15 protein-coding genes are annotated in these 22,701 nt (G+C 68.1%); 2 read left to right on the top strand and 13 right to left on the bottom strand.

Annotated features, from left to right (window positions below; all coding sequences use genetic code 11):
* The 5 genes from BVC93_RS11060 to BVC93_RS11040 form a co-directional block, all read right to left on the bottom strand.
* A complete protein-coding gene (locus tag BVC93_RS11060) occupies window positions 1-723 on the bottom strand; it encodes a 5-oxoprolinase subunit PxpA (RefSeq protein ID WP_083737204.1) in 723 nt (240 codons plus the stop codon).
* Window positions 716-2,170, bottom strand: coding sequence for an amidase (locus BVC93_RS11055; protein ID WP_083737203.1), 1,455 nt, complete (start codon window positions 2,168-2,170; stop codon window positions 716-718). The genes BVC93_RS11060 and BVC93_RS11055 overlap by 8 nt, the downstream gene beginning before the upstream one ends.
* Window positions 2,167-3,426 carry a cytosine permease gene (locus tag BVC93_RS11050; RefSeq protein ID WP_083737202.1) on the bottom strand — a complete coding sequence of 420 codons (1,260 nt, stop codon included), beginning with the start codon at window positions 3,424-3,426 and terminating at the stop codon, window positions 2,167-2,169. Before BVC93_RS11050 ends, BVC93_RS11055 begins: the two co-directional genes overlap by 4 nt.
* Window positions 3,423-4,082, bottom strand: coding sequence for a GntR family transcriptional regulator (locus BVC93_RS11045; RefSeq protein ID WP_083737201.1), 660 nt, complete (start codon window positions 4,080-4,082; stop codon window positions 3,423-3,425). The genes BVC93_RS11050 and BVC93_RS11045 overlap by 4 nt, the downstream gene beginning before the upstream one ends.
* A 70-nt stretch (window positions 4,083-4,152) precedes the next feature.
* Window positions 4,153-5,589, bottom strand: a complete 1,437-nt coding sequence (locus BVC93_RS11040) for an MFS transporter (RefSeq protein WP_236950321.1) — start codon at window positions 5,587-5,589, stop codon at window positions 4,153-4,155.
* A gap of 26 nt (window positions 5,590-5,615) precedes the next feature.
* On the opposite strand from BVC93_RS11040, the gene BVC93_RS11035 reads away from it, so the two are divergent.
* On the top strand, window positions 5,616-6,251 hold the full coding sequence (locus BVC93_RS11035) for a TetR/AcrR family transcriptional regulator (protein ID WP_236950320.1): 636 nt from the start codon (window positions 5,616-5,618) through the stop codon (window positions 6,249-6,251).
* On the opposite strand, the gene BVC93_RS11030 is transcribed toward BVC93_RS11035, so the two are convergent.
* From BVC93_RS11030 to BVC93_RS11000, 7 genes are all read right to left on the bottom strand, one after another.
* Complete coding sequence (locus tag BVC93_RS11030; protein ID WP_083737199.1) at window positions 6,248-9,457, bottom strand: arabinosyltransferase domain-containing protein; 3,210 nt, start codon at window positions 9,455-9,457, stop codon at window positions 6,248-6,250. The genes BVC93_RS11035 and BVC93_RS11030 overlap by 4 nt on opposite strands.
* On the bottom strand, window positions 9,454-12,684 hold the full coding sequence (locus BVC93_RS11025; RefSeq protein WP_083737198.1) for an arabinosyltransferase domain-containing protein: 3,231 nt from the start codon (window positions 12,682-12,684) through the stop codon (window positions 9,454-9,456). Before BVC93_RS11025 ends, BVC93_RS11030 begins: the two co-directional genes overlap by 4 nt.
* A 70-nt stretch (window positions 12,685-12,754) precedes the next feature.
* Window positions 12,755-15,988, bottom strand: coding sequence for an arabinosyltransferase domain-containing protein (locus BVC93_RS11020; protein WP_083737197.1), 3,234 nt, complete (start codon window positions 15,986-15,988; stop codon window positions 12,755-12,757).
* Entirely contained in the window at window positions 15,985-17,838 is a 1,854-nt protein-coding gene (locus tag BVC93_RS11015) for a galactan 5-O-arabinofuranosyltransferase (protein ID WP_083737196.1), read from the bottom strand. Before BVC93_RS11015 ends, BVC93_RS11020 begins: the two co-directional genes overlap by 4 nt.
* Before the next feature lies 1 nt (window position 17,839).
* Window positions 17,840-18,619: a decaprenylphospho-beta-D-erythro-pentofuranosid-2-ulose 2-reductase gene (locus BVC93_RS11010; RefSeq protein WP_083737195.1), complete on the bottom strand. Its 780-nt coding sequence runs from the start codon at window positions 18,617-18,619 to the stop codon at window positions 17,840-17,842.
* A complete protein-coding gene (locus BVC93_RS11005) occupies window positions 18,620-19,981 on the bottom strand; it encodes an FAD-binding oxidoreductase (protein WP_083737194.1) in 1,362 nt (453 codons plus the stop codon).
* A gap of 20 nt (window positions 19,982-20,001) precedes the next feature.
* Window positions 20,002-20,397: a GtrA family protein gene (locus BVC93_RS11000; protein WP_083737193.1), complete on the bottom strand. Its 396-nt coding sequence runs from the start codon at window positions 20,395-20,397 to the stop codon at window positions 20,002-20,004.
* 231 nt (window positions 20,398-20,628) lie between these two features.
* On the opposite strand from BVC93_RS11000, the gene BVC93_RS10995 reads away from it, so the two are divergent.
* Window positions 20,629-21,252 (top strand): HD domain-containing protein, encoded by a 624-nt coding sequence (locus tag BVC93_RS10995; RefSeq protein ID WP_083737192.1) that lies wholly within the window; start codon window positions 20,629-20,631, stop codon window positions 21,250-21,252.
* Here the strand turns inward: BVC93_RS10995 and pdxR are convergent.
* A complete protein-coding gene (gene pdxR, locus BVC93_RS10990) occupies window positions 21,244-22,677 on the bottom strand; it encodes a MocR-like pyridoxine biosynthesis transcription factor PdxR (RefSeq protein ID WP_083737191.1) in 1,434 nt (477 codons plus the stop codon). The genes BVC93_RS10995 and pdxR overlap by 9 nt on opposite strands.
* Between the last annotated feature and the right edge of the window lie 24 nt (window positions 22,678-22,701).

The raw sequence follows: 22,701 nt of genomic DNA, 5'->3' as shown, positions 1-22,701 counted from the left end.
CTACGGTGCGGCGACCACGATTCCCGCGGCATCGAGCATGTCGCGCACCGCGCTCATCATGTCCACGGCGCCGGGAGTGTCGGTGTGGACACACACCGTGGCGATGTCGCTGTTATCGAGCACGGCATGCACACGGGCCGCGGCATCAGCCGGCGAGCCGATCTGTTCGAGCGTCCAGCCGAACATCACCACGTGCCCACCGACGTACGGCCGGTCGGCGAAGAACTCACCCACCACCGGCAGTCCGTAGCTCCCTGCGGCCTTGGCCAGTGCTGTCCCCGGCATCGCGTACACGGCGATGCCGGGGTTGTGCTCGGCGGCTGCACGCGCGATGCCGTCGGCGATCTCGGGATCGCGTGCGGCCATCATGTACAGCGCGCCGTGCGGCTTGATGTGGTGCAGGGTGGACCCGCTGCGCACAACAAAGGCGTTCAGCGCACCGATCTGGTGCAGCGAGTAGTCGTAGGCGTCGTCACCGGAGATCTCCATCTCCCTGCGGCCGAAGCCCAGTCGGTCCGGTAGGCCCATGTGGGCACCCACCCGAACGCCGTGACTGACCGCCAGATCCACCGTGGTGCGCATCGTGTGAGAATCGCCGGCGTGGAATCCGCAGGCCACGTTGGCAGAGGTGATCAGTCCCATCAACTCGGTGTCGACGCCGAACCGGTACCAGCCGTAACTCTCGCCCAGGTCGGCGTTGACGTCCAGGTGGCGCTCAGACATGCGTGACGGCCGGTGCCTTGCGAGGTTTGGCCGCAGCTTCCCAGGTCGCGGCGAAACGCAGTAGAACGTTCTCCGAGAACGGTTTACCCAGCACCTCGAGACCGACCGGCAGGCCATCAGGGGTGAATCCGACGGGCACGCTGATCGCGGGCAGTCCGGCCTGCGAGGCGATCACCGTGTTGGTGGGGAATGTCAGCGCGGTGTACAGACCTGCGGCCAGCTCGTCGTGGGTGGGCGGCACCACCTGCACCGACGGGTACACCATCACGTCCAGCTCGGATGCGGCGAACATGTTGAGCACCCGACGCTGGAAATGCTGCTGGTTGAGCCGCAATCGCAGGTTCTCCGGGTCGGAGTCCGGGTCGTCTGGTCCGGTGATCATGCCGTGGAACAGGTCGTTCTCCGGGTGGAAGGCGCTGCGGGCGTAGATCTCCTCGTAGGACTGCACGGGTCCGTTGCGCTTCGACAGGAAACCGGTCAGGTCGGCTTTGGACTGTTTGACGTACACCGACGTCTCGGCGATGGCCTCCTTCAGGTCCGCGATCTCCAGGCCGGGGATCAGCACGGCGCCCAGCTTCTCCAGTTCGGAGACGGCCTCCCGCACAACGGCATTGACCGGGGAACAGCGGACGTCGCCGTCGGAGCCGAAACCGGATTCGAGTACGCCTATCCGCATGGACAATGACGACGCCGGTTCGGCAACGTAGGGCGCGCGGGGTGCGGTGGCGGCCACGGCGGTGAACGGGTCCTCGGGATCGAATCCGACCATGGCCTCCAGCAGCACGGCGAGATCGGCCACGGTCCGGGCCATCGGACCGGGGGTGTCCTGGAAATGCACCAGGGGCGAGAATCCGGTGCGGCTGATCAGGCCGGTGGTGACCCGCAGGCCGAACAGATTGTTGAACGACGCGGGAATGCGGATGGAGCCGCCGGTGTCTTCTCCCACACCGACGAGGCCGAGGTTGCCGGCCACGCCAGATCCCGTTCCCGCGCTGGATCCGCCCGAATCGCGTTCGACAGCGTAGGCATTCGAGGTGTGTCCGGTGCGTGACGACGACGAGAACCAACCGGCGGCGAAGTCGCACATCGTGGTCTTGGCCAGGATCACCGCTCCGGCCTCCCTCAGCCGGGCCACCACGGTGGCGTCCCGGGTGGGTAGGTGGTCGGCGAACAGCTGGGAGCCGAAACTTGTTGGTATACCGTTTGTTTCGGCTTGGTCTTTGACCAAGACGGGAACCCCGTGCAGAGGACCGGTGATACCGTCGGAGGCGAAGAGGCGGTCGGCGGACGCGGCTTCCTCCAGCGCGGCCGGGTTCACCGTGACCACGGCGTTGAGTTCGGAGTCGGCGATCCGGCCCAGGTACCACTGGGTGACCATGGCTGAGGTCATGGTTCCGGAACGGAATCCGGCATGTAGATCTGCGATGGTCAGTTCGTCGAAGTTCATCGGAGTGCTCCTTGTGCCACCGGCGCCGAAGGCGTCGACGTGGCGACCTTGTTGAGAATGGCGATGGCCACACCGGCGGTGATCAGGCCCACCAGCACCGTGCACAGCGCCGGCACCTGCTTGTCCACCAGCAGGGCGATACCCGAGCCGATGGCCCAGGCCACGAACGGCTGCCACCTGAAAGCAGGTGTGATTCCCGAGCTTTCGCGGCGGGCCAGCAGCTGGTCGACGATGATGATGGCGCCGATGGGCGGCACGATGATGCCGAGCAGGTTCAGCCAGCTGATGAAGAAATCCCAGATGCCCGCCGCGGCGGCGACGATGCCGATGACGCCGAGAACGACGGTGAGGATGCGCATCCGGCTGCCCAGGATGGTGGACCAGCCGACCGCGGCGTTGTAGAGGCAGTGGGTGCACACCGAGCCCAGGTTGATGAACAGGAACACCACCGCGATCACGCCCAGCAGGCCGCCGTTCTCGGCGAGGATGCTGAACACGTCTCCCGAGCCACCCGCTGCCGCCGCGATGAACCCGCCGATGACCATGGCGACACCGTTGCCGATGGGGAAGGCCGCAGCCGTCGCGATCCATGCATCCCGCGGGCTCTTCGCCCAGCGGGTGAAATCGGCTGTCATGGTGCCGGAATCGGCGAACAGCGCGAACACCAGCGTGACGCCGACACCCAGCGCCAGGGACATCGAGGGATCCCCGGCGTAGCCCAGGATGTCGACGTCGCTGTCCCCGGCGGCCTGCACTGCGGCCATGACACCCAGGATCAGGAACAGCGGCACCGAGATCTGGCCGATCAGCGACAGCGCCCGGATGCCCAACAGGGTGAACAGGGTGAACGCCACCCCCGCGACCAGGACGATCAGCGTCTTGTTGACGTCGTAGACGCCGGCCACGCTCTCGCCGACCAGGCCCGTCTGCACTGCGAACCAGCCCAGTACCAGCGTCGAGAGCAGCCCCGAACACACCACATAGCCGTTGCGGCCAAACGTGTCACTGGCCTGAAGCGAGAAGTTCTTTCCGGTGCGGGCGGCCAGCATGCTCAGCGTTCCGACGTAGAGCAGCAGCAACAGATTGCCCAGCCCGATGGCGGCCATGCCGCCGCCGAAGCCCAGTCCGTGCACCAGGGTGGCGCCGGTGACGGCGGCGGTGATGATCATGGGGAAGCCGGCCCACACGCTGGCCACCGAGAACAGTGACCGGCGGGCGGCTACGGGTACGGGTTCAGATTCGAATTCACTGTTCATGATTCGTCTTTCGAGGCGAGCGCGGCCGTGACGGTGCGCGAGGTGTATTCGGAGTGCTCCGCGGTTTTCACCAGCAGCGTGTAGGTGTCGCGGGCGGCGATGGCGTCGAGGATCTCGAGGTGCTGGCGGTGCGCCTCGGTGAAGTCCTCGACGCTGGAGGCGTAGATGGCCATGAACGGCTCGACCTTGTCCCACACCCGGCCGATGAGTTCCAGGAGGTCCGGGCTGCGGGCGCAGTCATAGAACCGGCGGTGAAAATCCTGGTTGAGTGAACGCCATTCGTCGACTGCGATGTCGTCGCGGTCCATCTTGGTCAGGATGTCGCGTAGGTCGTCAACGTCGTCGTCGGTGACCTGGTGGATGGCCCATTCGCTGGCCAGCGTCTCGAGCTGCAGGCGGATGCGGAAGACCTGGGTGACCTGCTCGGCGGTCATGTTGGCCACGGTGATGCTGCGACGGCCGAATACCACCAGCCCGTCGGATTCCAAACGGCGCAGCGCTTCTCGTACCGGCATGGTGCTGACGGAGAAGGCGTCGGCCAGGGAACGGATGGAGATCTTGGTGCCGGGAGCCACGGTGCCGGCGGTGATCGCCGCCCGCAGGCGGCGGTAGACCTCGTCGCCCACGGTCGCCACCTGGATCGGATGTGGTTGCATGCAGGGCTCCCGCCGCCGAACTGTGTAATCAGTGATGTGTGATCACACTGAACGTTAGGGTCCGGAGAAGTTACGGCGCTGTTGGCTGTGTAGCGATCGTGTTAACGGCTCGGGTGCGCAGGAACCCCCAGCCGACCAACGCGGCCGCCATAGCAGTGAGCGTCAGCCCCGCCACGGTGACGGCCAAGTGAAACTGCCCGGTCTGGGCGGTTGTCCATCCGGATGCCGTGAGGCTCCCGGCGAAGATGGCGGCCAGCACGGTGCCGGCCACCGCGACACCGGTGCCGGAGCTCACCTGGGTGACCGTATCGGTGAGGGCGGCGCCGATGGTGGTCCGGTTCTCGGGCAAGCCGCGCATCACGTTGACGGCGGCCACCACGCCCACTACCCGCAGCCCGGCGGCCACCAGTGCCAGCGAGATCGCCACCCATCCATAACCGAATCTGCCGAGCGCCCCGTAGACGGCCAACCCGGCCACCACCGCGACGGCACTGAGGTAACCGGCCCGCTCCAGTCCGACCCGCTGCACAAACGGGTTGACGAACAACCCGCCGGCAATCAGCACCACCACCTGCGGCGCCATGCCGAGCGCGGCAAGTGCGGGTGGCCAGCCCCAGTCGAGCTGCAACTGCAGCGCCACCAGATAGCTCAGCCCTGCGGTGGCCAATCCGGCTGCGGCCTTGAACGCCAGCCCGCCGGCCACCAGGGGATGGGCGACCAGGGCAAGGTCCAGCAGCGGATGTCGGGCCGACCGTTCCCGCAGCAAGAACAAACCCGCCCCGACGACGGCGGCCGCGAGCACCACCCAGGCCAGCGGGGTGCCGGAGACGAACAGTGTCGGCGCCACCAGCGCGGCCACGATTGTCGTGGTGGCCAGCGCTGCCCCGGCCAGGTCCAATGGTGCGCGGTGCAGGTCATGATCGGCTGCGATGCCGAATCGCACTCCCGCCAGTGCCACCACCGCGATCGGCGCGTTGACCAGCAGCAGCACTTGCCAGGGTGCGACGGCGAGCACCAGGCCGCCCACGGTGGGGCCGACCGCCAGCCCAACCAGCCCCACTGTCGAGATCAGCGTCATGGCCCGCACCCTCAGGGCGTCGTCGGCGAACAACCGGAACGCCAGCGCCATCGAGCCGGGGGTCGTCATCGCGGCTGCCACGCCCATCGCCGCCCGCACTGCTGTCAGCTCGGCGGTATTGGTCACGAAACCTGTTGCCAGACTGGCCAGCCCGAGCATCACCAGGCCCGTCAGCATGATCCGTCGCCGGCCGAACCGGTCGGCGACGGCGCCGAAGAACAGCATGAGGCTGCCGAACACCACGGCGTAGGAGCCGGTGACCCATTGCAGGGACGTAGCCGAGGCGTGCAACTCCCGGCCGATGGTGGGCAGGGCGACATTGAGGATGGAGTTGTCCAGCATCTCGACCAGGAACACCGCACTCAAGCCCAACAGTGCGGGCCACCCCTCACGCAGTGAGCGGGGGGAGCGCGAAGATGTAGGGAACACGAGCCTAAGTTAACTGACTAAACTTAGTGACACAAGATAGTGAGGTCGAAGTGCCACGCACCGGTGAACGCGGCGGGCCCAAGACACGGGCCCGGATCTCGAACATTGCGACGCAGATGTTCATCGACAAGGGCTTCGACGCCGTCACCGTGGCGCAGGTGGCCAAGGCTGCCGGCGTCTCCAGCGTGACGGTGTTCAATCACTTCCCGCGCAAGGAGGATCTGCTGCTGGACCGCGCCGACGAGACCGCAGACCTCCTGCGTGCGGCCATTCGCAACCGTGCACCGGGCGTCGACGTACTGACGTCACTTCGAGCCTTGGCGCGCCAACTCACCGACCAGCAGCACGCACTGTCCGGCATCGCCGACGGCGCGGCACCCTTCTTCCGCACCGTCGCTGCGTCGCCGGCGTTGATTGCCCGCAGTAGGGAGATCGCGGCGGAACTGGAGGCCACCTTGCGCCAGGAGCTCGAGCGGGACACCGTGTTCGACGCGGACAGCACGCTGCTGGCTGCATTCGTGATCGCCGGCTACACCACCGTCCTGACCGAAACCGCCCGCAAGGTCATCGCGGGAACACCGAACCTGGCGGTTGACCACCGCGCCCGCGTCGAGAAATTGTTCGACGCGCTGCGCACGGGCTTTTCCGAAGGGCTTGGCTAGGGCCCGATCCGGATACGGCCCGGCGAGTACAGCCCCGAGTGTGTGGTGGTGCCGAAGTCCAACGTCGCCACGGACGCGTCGACGATGGTGTCGAACTTGCGCAGCGAGCCCCAGTCGCGACCCCAGTCCCGCGACAGATACGTCGACATCACGTGGGCCCGCAGCAGCAGGTCGGTGATGCCGAGCAGGCCGCCGTTCATGCCGTCTTCCCAGCTGTCGGTATCCAGGCGTTTGGCGTTGTAGTCCGGCGTGATCCGGTACTTCGGCACCTCGGTGACGCCGTGGGCGTGCAGCATCGGCTGCTGGCAGGGGAAGGCCAGGCCCACCGCCCAGTCCATCAGCACCGGCTGTTGCGAGCCCACGTACTCCTGCACCGACCGCAGCTCGGGCACTCGCGGCGGTGTCACGGCCACCCAGTCGCCCGGCGTCAGTGACAGGTCCTCGGCGACAATGCGTACCGCAGTCGCATCGTCGGGGATATCCGCGCGGTCATACCGCAGGTTGCGCCAGGACGGGATCGGACCCAGGTCGTAGGGTTCCACCCGTCCGGCGGGCACCGGCACACCATCAGGACCTGTTGTGGCGTACTCCAATTCGACGGTCTGGCCAACGGTCCGGCCGTTGAACACGCTGTTGCCGGTGATGGTTCCCGCAGCGGTCACCACCACCAGCGGATGGGCGTCGTCCCGCGGCGGCAGTCGGTACCACGCCGAGTTCAGAATGCTCTGCTGCTGTGGGCCCAGGTTGTAGCTGCCCGCCACCGGAACTCGGGCGGGGTCAAGGCCGTAGGGCAGTGGCACGGTCGAACCGTTGACTCCCGGCTGGTCGAGGCGCACCGGGTCGTCCCAGTCGGAGTCGGTGCCCGGCATCGGGAATGGTTGCCGAAGTGCTTCGGCCACAATGTGTTCCGGCACCCCGTCGGGAGCGAAGCCCACCGGGTCCACACCGCCAAGCGGTCCCAGCGCCCCGTAGTCACCCGGCAGTGGCGCCAGGAAACCGTCGTTGCTGTCGGGCTCCACCAACACGTCGTCGGCCAGGCCGCAGCCGCCGGTGAACGCCCGCAGGTTCGACCAGGTGTTGGAGTAGGTGGGGTACTGGCGCACCACGCCGATCGCCATCGAGGCCACGAACACCGCCACCATGAAGCCGGCGATCACCGGGATCGGTGCCTTGGTCACCGCGGCGGCGATGCGTCCGTTGCCGCGGTCACGCGGGGCGAAGTGCAGCCACAGCGCGTACAGCGCCGTCACCGCGAACAGGGCGAAGAAGATGGTGCTGACCGACACCGGACCGATCTTCGGCATCGAATTGTTGAACGGCACACCGTAACTGGACACATACCACCAGCCGTTGGTGGTGGCCCAGCACAGCGCCAGGATGAACAGCAGCGCGGCCAGGAACGCCATTCGGTTGCGGGCCCAGCGCAGCACCAGCGGTGAGACCAGCACCGTGGCCAGCGCCGCCATGGCGCCGCCCACCGCGGCGAACAGGCCCATGTGGTGCACCCACTTGGTGGGGGTGAACATCAGACAGAACACGGTGGCGAAGATGATGCCCATCAGGCGCCAGGCCGGTCCGCGGGCCACCCCGGGAACCCGCTTGCGCCGCAACATGATGAACATGGCCGCGAACAGGCTGGTGGCGGTGATCAGGAAGCCGAACCGCCGTGACAGCGAGCCGTCGACCGTCGGCAGGATCATGTAGAAGTACCGCAGGTTCTCGGTGTACCACTCCTGGCTCGGGCCGATCGCGGTCCGGATCCTGGTGGCTTCCAACACCGTTGCCAGCGTCTGGTCGGCGAACACCACCGGAAGGATCACGGTGCCCGCCGCCAGCAGCGGCAGCAACAGCGGCCAGGTGCCCACCAGCTGGCGGCGCTGGGCGATGATGCGCAGGATGGGCCGGCCACCGGCCAGCAGGGCGGCCACCGCGATCAGCCCGGTGGGCTGGATCCCCAGGGTGAACGCCGCGGTGATGATGGCCAGGGCGGCCGGCAGCAGCCGCCGCCCGGTGACGGCGCGTTCGATCAGGACGTAGGTGATCAGGGCGCCGGTGGCGATCTGGCCTTCCGGACGCAGGCCGTTGTTGAACGGCATCCAGGCCGCCAGCAGCACCAGCCCGGCGGCCCACAGCGCGGGCCGGCTGGCGGCCACCGCGGGCCCCAGCCGGGGCACCACTTCGCGTGACAGCAGCAGCCAGCACACCAGGGCACACACCAGGTCGGGCAGCCGCATCCAGATGCTGGCCGTGCTCACCTGACTCATCAGCGCCAGCAGGTTGTAGTACCAGCCGAACGGGTCTTCGGGGCTGCCGAACCAGCGGAAGTAGTTGGACATGTAACCGGCGTGCTCGGCCACCCGGGCCATCTGAAGGATGTAGCCGTCGTCGGAGGAGTTGGACCCGCCGATGTACCAGAGCCCGAACAGGCCGACCACCACGGCGTCGACCAGGGTGAAGGTCTTCCACCGGGTGGGGATCAGGCGTTGGGCGCGGTGGCCGTCGATGCGGTCCAGGCGCCACAGCGCCAGCAGCGCGATCACGGTGCAGACAATGGCCAAGACCATCGACAGCAGTTTCAGCGTGGTCGGCGAGGTGGTGAACCGGGTGTCGATCTCGGCGGAGAAGCTCAACCCCGGCGGTGCGGGTCCGGTGAGGTCGGTGAACACACCGACGATGGCCGGGCGCAGATTGGGGTCGGCGAAACCGGTGCGTTGCGGCTGCCCCGCATCCGGACCGGTGACCTGGGTCAGTCCGACGAACTCGGCGAAGGTGCCGTCCTCCGAGGACGTGATCCTCAGGTCGGAGCAACCGGCGACGCGCTCACGAGAGACGCTGGCCACCACGACGTTTCGGTCGGTGACGTCGACACGCTCCTCGGTGACGTTGACGAACAGGCCGTTGAGCGCGGCCTGTTTGCCCTCGGCCGGCGCGGTACCGAGCACCAACCCGCCGTCGGCGGGCATGGACTGCAGCACCGAGCACGGCACCGTCGCCGTCATCGACACCGGCACTTGCGAGATCAGGGGAGCGGTGACGTTCGACAGTTGACCCTGCTGCGGCCAGTTCAGATTCGCGGTCGTCTGCGTCACCGGTAACAGCGGCGTGGCGACGGCGAAGACGAAGCCGAGGAAGCCGGCGATCATCGCGACCCAGCGGGCCGCCTTCACATCCTGGGCTACGTTGTGGCCCTTCAACGCTTCGGTCATGGCAGCGCTCGAATCGGTCCGGAGCGGCTCCAGCCGGAGACCTGTGTCGAACCCTGTTCGATGACGGCCTCGGGCGCGATGTCGGCCGGCACCACCCGCTCGTAGCTCTCGATGGAACCCCAGTCGCGGTACCAGTCGTCACGCAGGTAGGTCGGGATGGTCGAGGTGCGCAGCAGTGCCTGGATGAACAGGAAGGGCCCGCCGTCCTCGGCGGACAGCCACAGGTTCGACGACGCCTGCATCTGCGAGAAGTTGGGCAGGATGCGGTACTCCGGGAGTTCGGCCACACCGAGACGCTCCGCGAACGGGCGCTGGCACGGGAAGTTGGCGGCCACCGCCATGTCCATCAGCACCGGTGTCGTCTCGCCCAGGAACTCCTGGGCGGTCTGCAACACCGGCACCCGCGGTGGGGTGAACGCGAACCACTGGTCTTCGGACAGGTTGGGGTCATCGGCGACGATGCGAACCACGTTGGCCTCCGGCGGGGCCCACGCCAGCGGGAAGCGCAGGTTGCGCCAGGCCCGCTGATTGGCCACGTCGATGGGGCCGACCTCGGCGAGTTCGGTGTACGAACCGTCCGGGCCGCGGACACCCCATTGCACCTTGAGGTCCTGGCCGTAGCTGAACTCGCCCTCTTCGTTGAAGCTCCAGATGGCGCCCGCGGCCGCGACGGTCACCAGGGGGCGGTCCTCGGTGCGCGGGGGCAGCTGGTACCAGACCGACGTGGCCTTGGCCGCCACGGTGTTCTCGCCGAAGCTGCCCATCACCGGTGTCGTGGCGGGGTCGAGGCCGAACGGCAGGAACACCGTCGAGCCGTTGACGCCTTCGGGTCCGTAGCCGCCGCCGGTGCCCGCCTGGTAACCGGCGCCGATGTTGGGTTTGTTGGGCGAGCCGTCGGAGTTCGGGGTGCCGGGCTTGATGGAGGTGGGTTCCACGGGGTCGAGCGAGTCGCTGACGCCGTTCGGGGTGAAGCCCACCGGGTCCTGGCCGCCGAGGGGGCCGTATTCGCCGAACTCCTGGCCCGGGACGGGCTCCAACATGCCCGCATTGGTGTCCGGTTCCACCAGCACGGCATCGGCCAGCGCGCAACTGGTTCCGGTCAATGCGGCGATGTTGGCCGAGGCATTGGTGTAGGCCGGGTAGCGCTGCACCGCGGCCTTGACCATGGAGCCCACCTCGAGGACCACCATGATGGTCGCGACGATCAACAGCGGTGTCGACGCCAGCACCCGGTTGCGCTTGTTGTTCTCGACCTCGGTGTGGCCGGCGTAGTCCATCCGGAAGTGCAGCCAGGCCGAGATCAGCGCGCCGACGATGGCCAGCACCAGGAACATCGTGGTGACCGGGTGGCCGGCGATCACCGGCGGCCGGTCGAACCACGGCACGCCGTAATTGCCGACGTCGAACCAGGAGTTCCAGCCCGATGTCGCCCACGCCAGCACGAACAGCAGTGCGGTGATGTAGAGCGCCAGGTTGCGTCGGCTGTGCAGGCCCACCCGGGAGAACGCGAACGCGGTGACGGCGCCCAGTGCGCCGGCCAGCCCGGCGAACACGCCGTACTGGATGGCCCATTTGGTGGGGGTGAAGGTCAGCAGCAGCAGGCTGACGAAGGTGGTGCCCAGCAGCCGCCAGACCGGACCGCGGGCCCCGCCTGGGACATGGCCGCGGCGCAACTGCACCGCCAGCACGCCGAAGAGGCAGAGCATCAGGACGAAGAAGGCGAAGCGACGGGTCAGCGAGCCGTCGATGCTGTCTTCGACGGTCAGGAAGTAGGGCCGCAGGAAATCCTGGTACCAGGCGATGGTGGGGCCCACGACGTACTTGATGCGGGCCGATTCGGCGACGGTGGCCAGGGTCTGATCGCGGAACACCACCACGAACAGCAGCGAGCCCGCGCCCAGCAGCGGGGCCAGCTGGGGCAGCACCCCGACGGTGTTGCGGCGCTCGGTCATCACCCGGGCGATGGCGCGTGCGCCCACCAGCAGCGGCGCGATGGCGATCAGGCCCTGTGGAGCCAACGTCACGCAGAACACGGCCACCACGATGGCCAGCGTCGCCGGCCACAGTCTGCGGGTGGCGATGCTGTTCTCGATCAGCATCCACACCGCGACGGCACCGAAGGCGATCAGCGGTTCGGGGCGCAGCCCGTTGTTGAACGCCAGCCAGCTGGCCAGGAACACCGCGGCGCCGGTCAGGATGGTGATCCGGTTGGCGGCCAGGCTGCGGCCCAGCCGCGGGATGACGCAGCGGCTGAGCATCAGCCAGGTGGCGATGCCGGCCAGCAGCGCGGGCAGCCGCATCCACACCCCTGCGGTGCTGATGGCGGCCAGGTGGGCGAGCACCGACTGGTACCAGTCGAACGGCGCCTCGGTGGCGCCGAAGTAGCGGTAGTAGTTGGCCGAGTAGCCGGCCTCGCCGGAGATCCGGGCGATGGTCAGGTTGTAGCCGTCGTCGCTGGTCTGTGGACCGATGAGGTGCCACAGTGCCAGCGTGCCGATCACCCCGACATCGGCGATCCACGTGGTCAGGCCGGCCTTCAGGAAGCGGCTGCGCACTCGCGGCACCCGGCGGTCCAGGAGGATCAGCGCGACCAGCGACGCGATCACGCACGCGGTGCCGAGCACCATCGCGATCATCTTCAGCGCGGTGGGCGTGGTGATGAAGCGGGTGTCGATGTCCACCCGGGCCGACAGCCCGTCCTGCGGGGCCACCTCCAGGTCGGTGAACAGGCCGGCCACCTGCGGGCGCTTCTCCGCGGGCTGGGTGCCCGCGGCCACGGGGATGCCGACGAACTCGGCCATGACGCCGCTGATGTCGGCGCGGATGTGGATGACGCTGCACGCGCCGGTCTCGACGGCCTCACGCGGTGCGACGGCGGCGACGGTGTCCCGGACGACGACGAACACCGACCGGGCGTTGGCACGGACGAACAGGCCGTTGCGCCCGGCGTCGATGCCGGCGGCCGGGACGGTCGAGACGACGACGCCGCCGTCAGCGGGCAGCGTCGCGACAGCCACGCAGGGGATGGAGATGTCCAGAGACTGCGGGGCGCCGGACACCAGGGGGGCGGTGACGTCGGTGACGTAGCCGTCCGGCCCCAGGCCCTGCGGCCACAGCACGGTCGCGGTGGTCTGTCGGACGGGCAGCAGGGGGACCAAAGCGCACAGGACCAGCCCGGCGATGCCCGCCACAACAGCGATGAGACGGGCTAGGCGGTGTGCGGGCACGAGGCTCGATGTTAGGCGACGTACATGTGTGGTCCGCGTCGCCAGGCCGGGCGGCGCGCTATCAGTAGAGCTAGGACAGTCTCAGCGGTCCCGGGCTCCACAACCCGCTGCGGGTCGCCGTGCCCAGCTCCAACCGAGCCGGTTGTGCGTTCGGATAGAACTGCACCAGCCGCTGCAGTGTGCCCCAGTCGCGGGACCAGTCATCCTGCAGATAGGTGGGCACCGTCTCGGCGCGGAACAAGAGCTCGCTGATGCCCAGCGGGCCGCCGCCCAGGTAGTCCATCACCGGGGAGTTGGCCTCGGCGCCGAAGCGGTCCGGCAGGATGCGCCAGCGTGGCACCTCGGTGACACCGTTCTGGTGGCCGAACGGCCGCTGGCACGGGAACGCCAGTCCCACCAGCCAGTCCAGCAGCACCGGGTCGGTAGAGCCGACGACGTCCTGCAGGCTCCGCAGTACCGGGATGCGCGGTGGGGTTACCGCGATCCAGGCGTCGGGGGCCAGGTCGTCCTCGGTGGACACCAGCCGGATCTGGGTGGCGTCGGTGGGGATGGCGCTCAGTGGCACCCGCAGGTTGCGCCAGGCAGGGGCGGCGCCGACGTCGGCGAAACCGATCTGGCCGGCCGGATCCCCGTCGGGGCCCGCCCACTGCACCTGGATGTCGCTCTGGTCGAAGCGGCCCGCCGCCGACACCACCAGCAGTGGTCCGGCCGTATCGCGGTCCGGCAGCGCGTACCAGGCCGAGCGCAGGAACGCCGGCTGCTGCACCCCGGCGCGCCAGCTGCCCAATACCGGCGTGGTCGCCGGGTCCAGTTCGAAGGGCAGCCGCGCCCGGGACCCGTTGACGCCGGTGGTGGCGGTGGTGCCGCCTTCGGTACCGGCTTGACCGGTCTCGTCGGAGTTGGCGTCGGAGTCGGCGAAGTTGTCGCTGGTCTGCTCGTCGCTCACCGGGTCCGGCGAGACGTCGGTGGGAATTCCGTTGGGGGAGAAGCCCGTTGACGTCACCGCGCCCAGCGCGTCTCCCACCGGCTCGTCGATGGGCGTCAACATGCCCGCATTGGGGTCCTGTTCCACCATCACGTCGGTGGCCAGGCCGCAGGTCTTGCCGGTCAACGCCTGCAGATTGGACCGGCCCACCGTCCAGGCGGGGTACTGGATCGCCACGGCCGCGGTCAGCGACACCACTTCGAAGATCACCAGCGCCCACGCCGCGATGGCCAGTGGTGAGTGCAGGAGTCGGCCGAGTTTCGTCGGTCGCCACGGGCGTTCCCCGCGGCCGGAGAAGTGCATCACCGCGGCGACGATCAACGTCAGCACCGAGAAGCCCAGCAGGATGGTGGTGAAGCCGAACCTGTACTCGGGGAAGGAATTCGACCACGGCACGCCGAAGTTGGACACGTACCACCAGCCGTTGACGCTGGCGAAGCACAACGCCACCATGAACAGCACGACGGCGCCGAAGACGGTGCGGTTGCGCCGGGAGCGCATGGCGTGTGCGGTGACGGCCACTGCCGCCAGCGCACCCAGTGATCCGGCCAGTCCGGCGATCACACCAAAATGATGCGTCCACTTGGTCGGGGTGAACATCATGGCCAGGAACAAGATGATGGTGATGCCGATGATGCGTCGGCTCGGTCCGGCCGCGGTGCCGGGAATGCGGCCCTTACGCAAGGACATCGCCACCGAGACGGCCAGCGCCAGCAGCACGGCCAGCACCGCGAACCGGCGCGCAATCGACCCGTCGGGGGTGGCCATGAACAGCCGCTCATAGCGGGTGTGCTCGTCGAACCAGGCCAGGCTCGGGCCCACCAGGGTCTTGAACGAGCTGGCTTCGGCCACGGCGGCGAACGTCTGGTCGCGGAAGATCAGGAAGATCGACACCGTGCCCGCCGCCAGGATCGGCGCCAGCAGCGGGGCCAGGCCCACCTGCTTGGAGCGACGACGCAGGATCGTCAGCAGCGGGCCGATGGCCACCAGCAGCGCACCGATTGACGCGATGCCGGTGGGCCCGGAGAACAGCGTCAGCGCCCCGATGATGCAGGCCACCGCCACCGGCAGCAGCCTGCTGGTGGCCACCGCGCGCTCCACCGAGCACCAGGTGAGCAGGATGCCGAGGGCGATCAGGGGCTCGGGCCGCAGCCCGTTGTTCAGGGGTAGCCAGACTGCCAGGAACATGCCCGCCGCGGTCCAGGCCGCCGCGCGGCTGCGCTTCACCGCATGTCCGAGGCGGGGGATGACCTCGCGGCTGATGATCCACCAGCAGGCCAGTGCCATCAGCAGCGTGGGCAGTCGCATCCAGACGCTGGTGGTGGAGACGTGCGCCCACAGCGCCTGCAGGTCGTAGTACCAGCCGAAGGGCGCTTCCGGGGTGCCGAACCAGCGGTAGTAGTTGGCCATGTAACCGGCGTTCTCCGACACCCGCGCCATGGTCAGGATGTAGCCGTCGTCGGCGGTGTTGGCCCCCACGAAGTGCCACCACACCAGCACCGTCGCGACCAGCGCGTCGAGCCAGCCGATGGACCACCAGCGCGGCGGCAGCAGCCGGTGATGACGCACGCCGTCGGCGGTGTCCAGGCGGTGCAGGGCCACCAGCGACACCAGGGTCAGCAGCACGCCGACGATCATCGCCACCAGCTTCAGCACCGTCGGTGAGCTGCTGTAGCGGGTGTCGATGGTCGCGGAGAACTCCAGGCCGGGCGGAGCGGGGCCGCTCAGGTCGGTGAACACCCCCACGATCTGCGGGCGGAAGTCATAGCCGCCGCGTTCACCGCGCAGCGGCGCGTCCGGCTCGTCGCCGGTGTAGGACGGTGAGACTGCCTGGGTGAGTCCGACGAACTCGGCGGTCACGCGATCGGCCTGGGCGGTGAACACCAGTTCCTGGCAGTCCGGGCCCAGTACCGCGCTCATGGGTGCGACCACCACCGGGGTGTTCCGGACGACCACCACCAGGTTGTTGTTGGCGCGTTCGATCAGCAGACCGCGATCGACGGCGTTCTTGGCCTGTTTGGGCACGGTGGACACCAGCGTGGTGCGCCCGACGTTGGCGGGTCCGGTGAGCCCCTCGGCCACCTGGCAGGGAATCGTGATGGTCAGGTCCGTGGCGACGTAGCCGATCAGCGGCGCGGTGACGGAATCGAGCTGGCCGTTCTGGGGCCAGTTCAGCTGCGCGGTGGTCTGGTTGACCGGAAGAAACGGCGTCGCCACCGCCAGCAGCGTGCCCAGCAGCCCGGTCACGACGGCGACCAGCTTGGCCGTCCGGTAACTGGCTCCAGTCACGGAGCTAGATGCTAATTGCCCGGTTGTCACGGCGACTTCCTGATGGCGAGCACAAACGGGCCGATGGTCTGCACGTCGAACTCGGGGCTGTCGAACAGCGCCGAGTCGAGTTCTACGGTGTAGCGCCGGACGTTGGGCTGGTTCGGGTAGACGTCCTCGGCCAACCGCAGCGTGTAGGTGGCACCCGAACCGGTGCCCGCGCCCTGGCGCATCAGGAACACCGTCGGCGGCTCCCAGGGCAACCCGTCGAGTCGGGCCAGGAAATCATCGCTGCTGTCCAGGTCCGCCCAGCTCTCGATCTCGGCGGAGCGCGCGTCGAACTGTGCCAGCGGGTTGGCGTAGTGCGAGGTCAGGCCCTGGAAACCGAAGTACGGATAGAAGGACAGGAAGCTGTAGTCGGCGGTCAGCACCACGGTCTCGTCGCGCGGGCGGCCGGTGCGCTCGGTGATGGCGGCGTCGACCTCGGCGTAGTACTGCTCGGCGCCGGGCGGGCGGCGGTCGCCACGCTGGCCGGCGCCGTCGGTGTCGGTGTAGGCGACGGTGATGTCGGGGCGCAGGGTGTCGGGGATGTCCTGGCTGAAGGCCATCGCGCCGGCCAGCCCGACCACGGCGGCCACCGGGATCAGTTTGCGGCCCCAACGGTTGGACAAAGCCAGGCTGACCTCGAGGAAGCCGAACGCGCCGGCGGTGGCTAGCAGGACCGTCAGCGTCGGCTGCAACCGGAAGCTCAGCAATGTGGTGCCCGCCAGGGTGGTCAGCATCGACAGCAGCGACCACAGGTACACGGCCATCACCCCGACGGCCAGCGCCCCTGCGCGCACCGAGGACCGGGCCCGCACGATCAGCCAGATGGTGCCCAGCATGCACAGCGCTCCCAGCAGGCTGAACTGCAGCATCGGGAACGTCAGCACCGCGCCGTCGTTGGGCAGATAGTGCATGGCGCTGCCGGTGCCGCTCATCGGCTCGCTGAGGCTGCGCAGCAGGAACGGCGCCCATGTGATCAACGCGATGGCGATCGCGATGACGCCGGCCACGAGGAGTTTGACCAGCGGCGCGATGCTGCGGCGTGACACCGCCAGCAGTAGCGCCATCATGGTCACGGTCATCGCGGCCAGGCCCAACAGCAACGTATAGAAGGTTGCGGTGACACCCAGGAAGATCCCGGTGCCGACAACGGCGGCCCAGCCGTGTGAGGAAGCCCGGCGCAGTCCCGACCAGGCCAGCACGAACACCGGCGGCAGCAGCACCGTGATGATGGCGCTGTAGGGCTCGGGGGAGGCGTAGGCGATGGTCACCGCAGCCGTGGCCGTGGTGACGATCAGGGCGTGGGTGAAGCGGATCAGCCTGGACCACAACACAAATGCCAGCGCCACGGCAATCGCGATGGACGTGACGGCCCAGGGTTTGTAGATCTCCCACCCCGGGACACCGGCCAGGTCCGCCGCCCTGCCGCCGATCCAGAACCAGCCCGGCGGGTAGTACGGCGGCAGCCCGGCGTAAGTCATGTCGCGCAGCGCGGGGCTGTCGGTCAGCCGGGTCACGTACTCGGTGCGGAACTGCTGATCCACCGAGATGCCGAACAGGTAGAGCTTGGTGGCGCCCAGCGGCATTCCCAGCGTGGCCACCACGAAGGCGGGCAGTGCCACCAATGCGGTGCCGGTGGCCAGTTTCTGCCGTCCTTGCACCCAGGCCCAGCCGGAGGCGAACAGTGCTGCCAGACAAGCGAATTGGCCGACGGTTGTCAGCGCATGCAGCTGGTTGGACGACGGGAATGCCGGCCACTGCACCCGGCCGATCGCAAGCAGCGCCACCACCGACACCACCGTGGCGAGCAGAGCCGCCAGCACCATCTGGGTGATGCTGACCAGCGCGTTCCTCATGTCAGATGGGTAGCTTGCGGAAGATGGGCCGCGGGATGTGCCGCAGGATCATCATCACGAACCGGAACGCGCCGGGGGCCCACACCAGGTCCTTGCCCTTGGCCGACGCGGTGACGGCCAGTTCGGCGACGTCCTCCTTGTCGACGGTCAGCGGAGCCTCCTTGGCGCCGGTGGCTTTCCAGTGCTCGATGGTGGTGGTCGTGCGCACCTGACCGGGGCGGATCACCAGGACCCGGACGCCGTGCTCTTTGAGCGCTTCGCCGAGTCCCAGGTAGAAACCGTCCAGGCCGGCCTTGGTGGAGCCGTAGACGAAGTTGGAGCGACGCACCCGTTCACCTGCCGCCGAGCTCATCGCGATGATGCGCCCCGATCCCTGCGCACGCATCTTCTGGCCCAGCAGCACGCCGACGGAAACTGCTGCGGTGTAGTTGATCCCGGCGATCTGGACGGCCTTGCGCTGGTTCTGCCACAGCTCCTCGGCGTCACCGAGGAGACCGAAGGCCACCACGGCAACGTCGACATCAGTACTGAATGCCGCGTCGATCACCGCTGGATGGTTGTCGGTGTCCAGGGCGTCGAAGTCGATCCACTCGACGGTCTTGGCTCCGGCGCTGCGCATCTGCTCCATCGCGGCGTCCTTGCGCGGGTGGCCGGGCAGATCCGCCAGCACGATCTGGGCCGGGGCGTCGCGCAGGTAGCGGGCGCCGATGGCCAGGGCGATCTCGGATGTGCCGCCGAGCAACAGGATGCGTTGCGGGTTCCCCACTGCGTCGAACACCATCTAGAGCAACTCCAAACGTCGGGCCATGTCGGAGGCGAACACACCGTCGGGATCGACGCTGCGGCGCACCGCGATCCACTCGTCGATCCGCGGGTACATGGCATGGAAGGTCTCGGCGGTGGTGCGCGAGTCCTTGGCGGTGTAGAGGCGGCCACCGAACTCCAGGACCCGGCGGTCCAGTTCGGTGACGAACTCGTTCAGGCCGGCCTTGATCGGGAAGTCGACACACACGTTCCAGCCGGGGATCGGGAAGCTCAGCGGCGCTTGGTTTCCCGGGCCGAACAGCTTGAAGACGTTGAGGAACGAGTAGTGCCCGCTGGCCTGGATGTCGCCGATGATGGCCTTGAACTCGTCGACGGCCTCGGTGGGCACCACGAACTGGTACTGCAGGAACCCGGCGGGACCGTAGGCGCGGTTCCACTCACCGAACATGTCCAACGGGTGGTAGAACTGCGTCAGGTTCTGCACCTTGTTCCGGTAGGTGCCGGACTTGCGGTACCAGAGCTCGCCGATGGGCCCGAAGGTGTACTTGTTGGCCAGCCCGTTCGGGAACAGGTCGGGCAACGTGAGCAGTTGTGGCGCATCGAATTTCAGCGGGTTGCGCTGCAGTTTCTCCGGCAGCTGGTCCAGCTTGGCCAGCGACCCGCGCGAGATCGCCGCCCGGCCCAGTTTCGGGGGTGCGCTGATGGCGTCGAACCAGGCACTGGAGTAGGTGTAGTTGGCTTCGCTGCCGTCGCTGTGGATCGCGATGGTCTCGTCCAGGCTGGCCGTCACGTCGCCGTCGGCGATGAAGTACGCCGTCTCCGTCGGCGTCATCGCGACGGTGGCGCGCAGGATGATGCCGGTCAGACCGTTGCCGCCGACGGTGGCCCAGAACAGTGCGGAGTCTTCGCCGTCCGGCGTCAGATGGCGGATCTGTCCGTCGGCGGTCAGCAGTTCCATCGAGCGCACGTGGTTGCCGAAGCTGCCCGCGCTGTGGTGGTTCTTGCCGTGGATGTCGCAGGCGATGGCGCCGCCGATGGTGACCTGCCGCGTTCCCGGCAGCACCGGCACCCACAGCCCGAACGGCAGGGCCGCTTTCATCAACTGATCCAGGTTGACGCCGGCATCGACATCGACGGTGGCGTCGTCGGCGCTGATCGAGTGGATGCGGTTCAGCGCGGGCATGTCGATGACGACACCCCCACCGTTCTGCGCGTTGTCGCCGTAGGAGCGGCCCAGTCCGCGGGCAATGACGCCGCGCGGTCCGGCCTGGCTGACGGCCTTGGCGATCTCTTCGACGTCCGGGGTCGACAGCACTTCGGCGACCGAGGGCGCAGTGCGTCCCCAGCCGCTCAGCTGGCGCGTGCTCGTGACAAACATCGAGACGAGGGTACCTGCCTCTACTTGAGCCGGAAGATCACCGCGCGCTGCACCACGAAGTTGATGACAGTCGCTGTGCCCTGCGCGATGACGAACGCCACCGGCACCCGCCACGGCTTGTCGTCCCACTCCGTATAGAAGAGGTAGTTGATTCCGACCTGCACCGCATAGGTCAGCGCGTACAGCACCATCACGGCGATGAAGCGGGCCCGGTTGGGCGAGGCCTGGAAGGTCCACCGTCGGTTGATCAGGTAGGCCGTGGTGGTGCCTGCGATGAAGCTCACGGTCTTGGCGACGTTGACGTGCCAGTCCAGTTCGAGGAACAGCAGGTAGAGGCCGAAGTCGACCACTGCCGACAGCCCGCCGGTGACGAGGAATCGCCACACCTGGGTGGCGAGGCTCAGGTTGGGCGGCATAGGAGGCTCGGCCATCGGCGGAAGCCTACGGCAGATGACATGGCCCGGCCCTCTCTCCCCGGCTCGTTCCTCGCCGCGTCGTCGACCGGGCAGCTGGCATGGCCCGGCCCTGTCTCCCCGGCTCGTTCCTCGCCGCGTCGTCGACCGGGCAGCTGGCATGGCCCGGCCCTCTCTCCCCGGCTCGTTCCTCGCCGCGTCGTCGACCGGGCAGCCGGCTGCAAGAATGGCTGGGTGCAGGATCTGCTCGAGGCGTGGGATGCGCTGCTGGCGCGTCACACCAGTCATACCGGGGACGTCGCGGTCGCCGGCCAGGCATTGCTGGCGCGTTGGGCCGAACCGCACCGCCGCTATCACGATCTTGCCCATCTACGGGCCATCCTGGCCTCGGTGGAAGAACTGAGCGGTTATGCCGCCGACGCCGACGCGGTGCGGCTGGCAGCCTGGTATCACGACGCGGTGTACGCCGGACGCTCCGACGATGAGGAACGCAGTGCCCAGCTGGCCGAGTCCGATCTGGCCGCCCTCGGCGTCGACGCGGACCTGGTGGCCGAGGTGGCCCGGTTGGTGCGGATGACCCTCGAGCACAACCCTGCCGCCGGCGACACCAACGCCGAGGCACTGTCCGACGCCGACCTGGCCGGACTGGCCTTGCCGCGGGAGTTGTATCAGCGCAACTCCGCGCTGATCCGCCAGGAGTACGCCCACGTGTCCGACGCTGATTTCCGCGCCGCGCGTGCCCGCGTCATCGAGGCGCTGCTGGCCGGGCCCGGTCTCTACCGCACCCCGCTGGCGCGTCGCGAGTGGGAGGCCAGGGCGGTGGCCAACATGAACGCGGAGCTGGCGTCGTTACGCTGACCGGCGCAGAGTGTCGGTCAGGACACCGAGCAACGCGTCCACGGCAGGTGAGAACGCATGCTCACCCGGGGTGCCGAAGTTGACGACGATACCGTCGGGCCGTGGAATGCTGTTGCTCGCCAACGGATGTCGCAGCCGTGACAGTCCTTCGATGCCGACGCCGGCCTCGCCGGCGCGGCGCAGCACCTCGGGTTCAGTGCCTTCGGGCAGCATCAGCAGCAGGTGCAGACCCGCCGAGAGGCCGGTGATGGTGACGGCGGGCGCCAATGGTGCCAGACGCTGCACCAGGGTGTCGCGGCGACGCCGGTAGATGTTGCGCATTCGGCGAATGTGCTTGTCGTAGTTGCCTGTAACGATGAAGTCGGCCATGGTCAGCTGGCTGATGCCGTCGACGTACCACTGGTTGCCGCCGGCGGCCGACACCACGTCGTCCACCAGTGCGGTGGGTACCACCATCCAGCCCAGCCGTAGCACCGGCGTCAAGCTCTTGCTCGTCGATCCCAGATACACCACGCGCTGTGGATCCAAGCTCTGCAGTGCGCCTACCGGCTGGCGGTCGTAGCGGAACTCGCCGTCGTAATCATCCTCCAGTACCAGGCTGTCCGTGCGCTCGGCCCATTCGACCATCGCGGTGCGCCGACTGGGGTGCAGCGGCACACCGTGGGGGTAGTGGTGCGCCGGTGTCACCAGGACAGCGGGGGCGTCCACCTTGGCGAGATCGTCCACGGACGCGCCCAGGTCGTCGAAACCGATGGGCACCGTCGCACCGCCCGCCGCCGTGATGCAGTCGCGAAAGATGAACAGCCCGTAGGCTTCTGCGGCTATGGGACGGGTGGGCCCGAACAGCCGCGCCATGATCTCCACCGAATGTCTTGTGCCCGCGGTGATCACGACAGAGTCCGAGCTGGCCCGCACGCCGCGGGCGCGTGCCAGGTAATCGGCGACGGCGTTCCGCAGCTCAGGCCGGCCGCGGGGGTCGTTCATCCGCAAGGCCTCGGTCGGGGCGTTGGTCAACGCACGGCGGACCGATGCCAGCCAGGCGGTGCGAGGAAACTGGGCGACGTCTCCCGAACCGGGCATCAGGTTGTGCCGGGGCGGCGCGATCGCGCCCCTGGGGCGCGCCGGAACGCTCCGGTGCCGACGGAGGTGTTCGGAGTCCCCCACCCAGGTGCCCGCGCCCTGTTTGGAGGCCAGCCAGCCCTCGGCAACCAGTTCGGCGTAAACGTCGGCAACGGTGTTGCGAGCCACGCCAAGATCGACCGCCAGCGCGCGGGACGAGGGCAGCACGGTGCCCGCCGTGAGCCGGCCGTCGCGCACGGCGTCACGCAGGGCGGTCACGAGATCCTCGCGAACACCGCGGGCGCCCGGCGTCAGGGCGGCTTGCAGGTCCAAGTGCAGGTCGCGAGAATTGGCCCACGAAGTCATGTCTGAATTGAACCAGCATCACGG

This window comes from Mycobacterium sp. MS1601, from assembly GCF_001984215.1.
GTDB lineage: Bacteria > Actinomycetota > Actinomycetes > Mycobacteriales > Mycobacteriaceae > Mycobacterium.
This window is presented reverse-complemented; position numbering and strand designations above follow the sequence as displayed.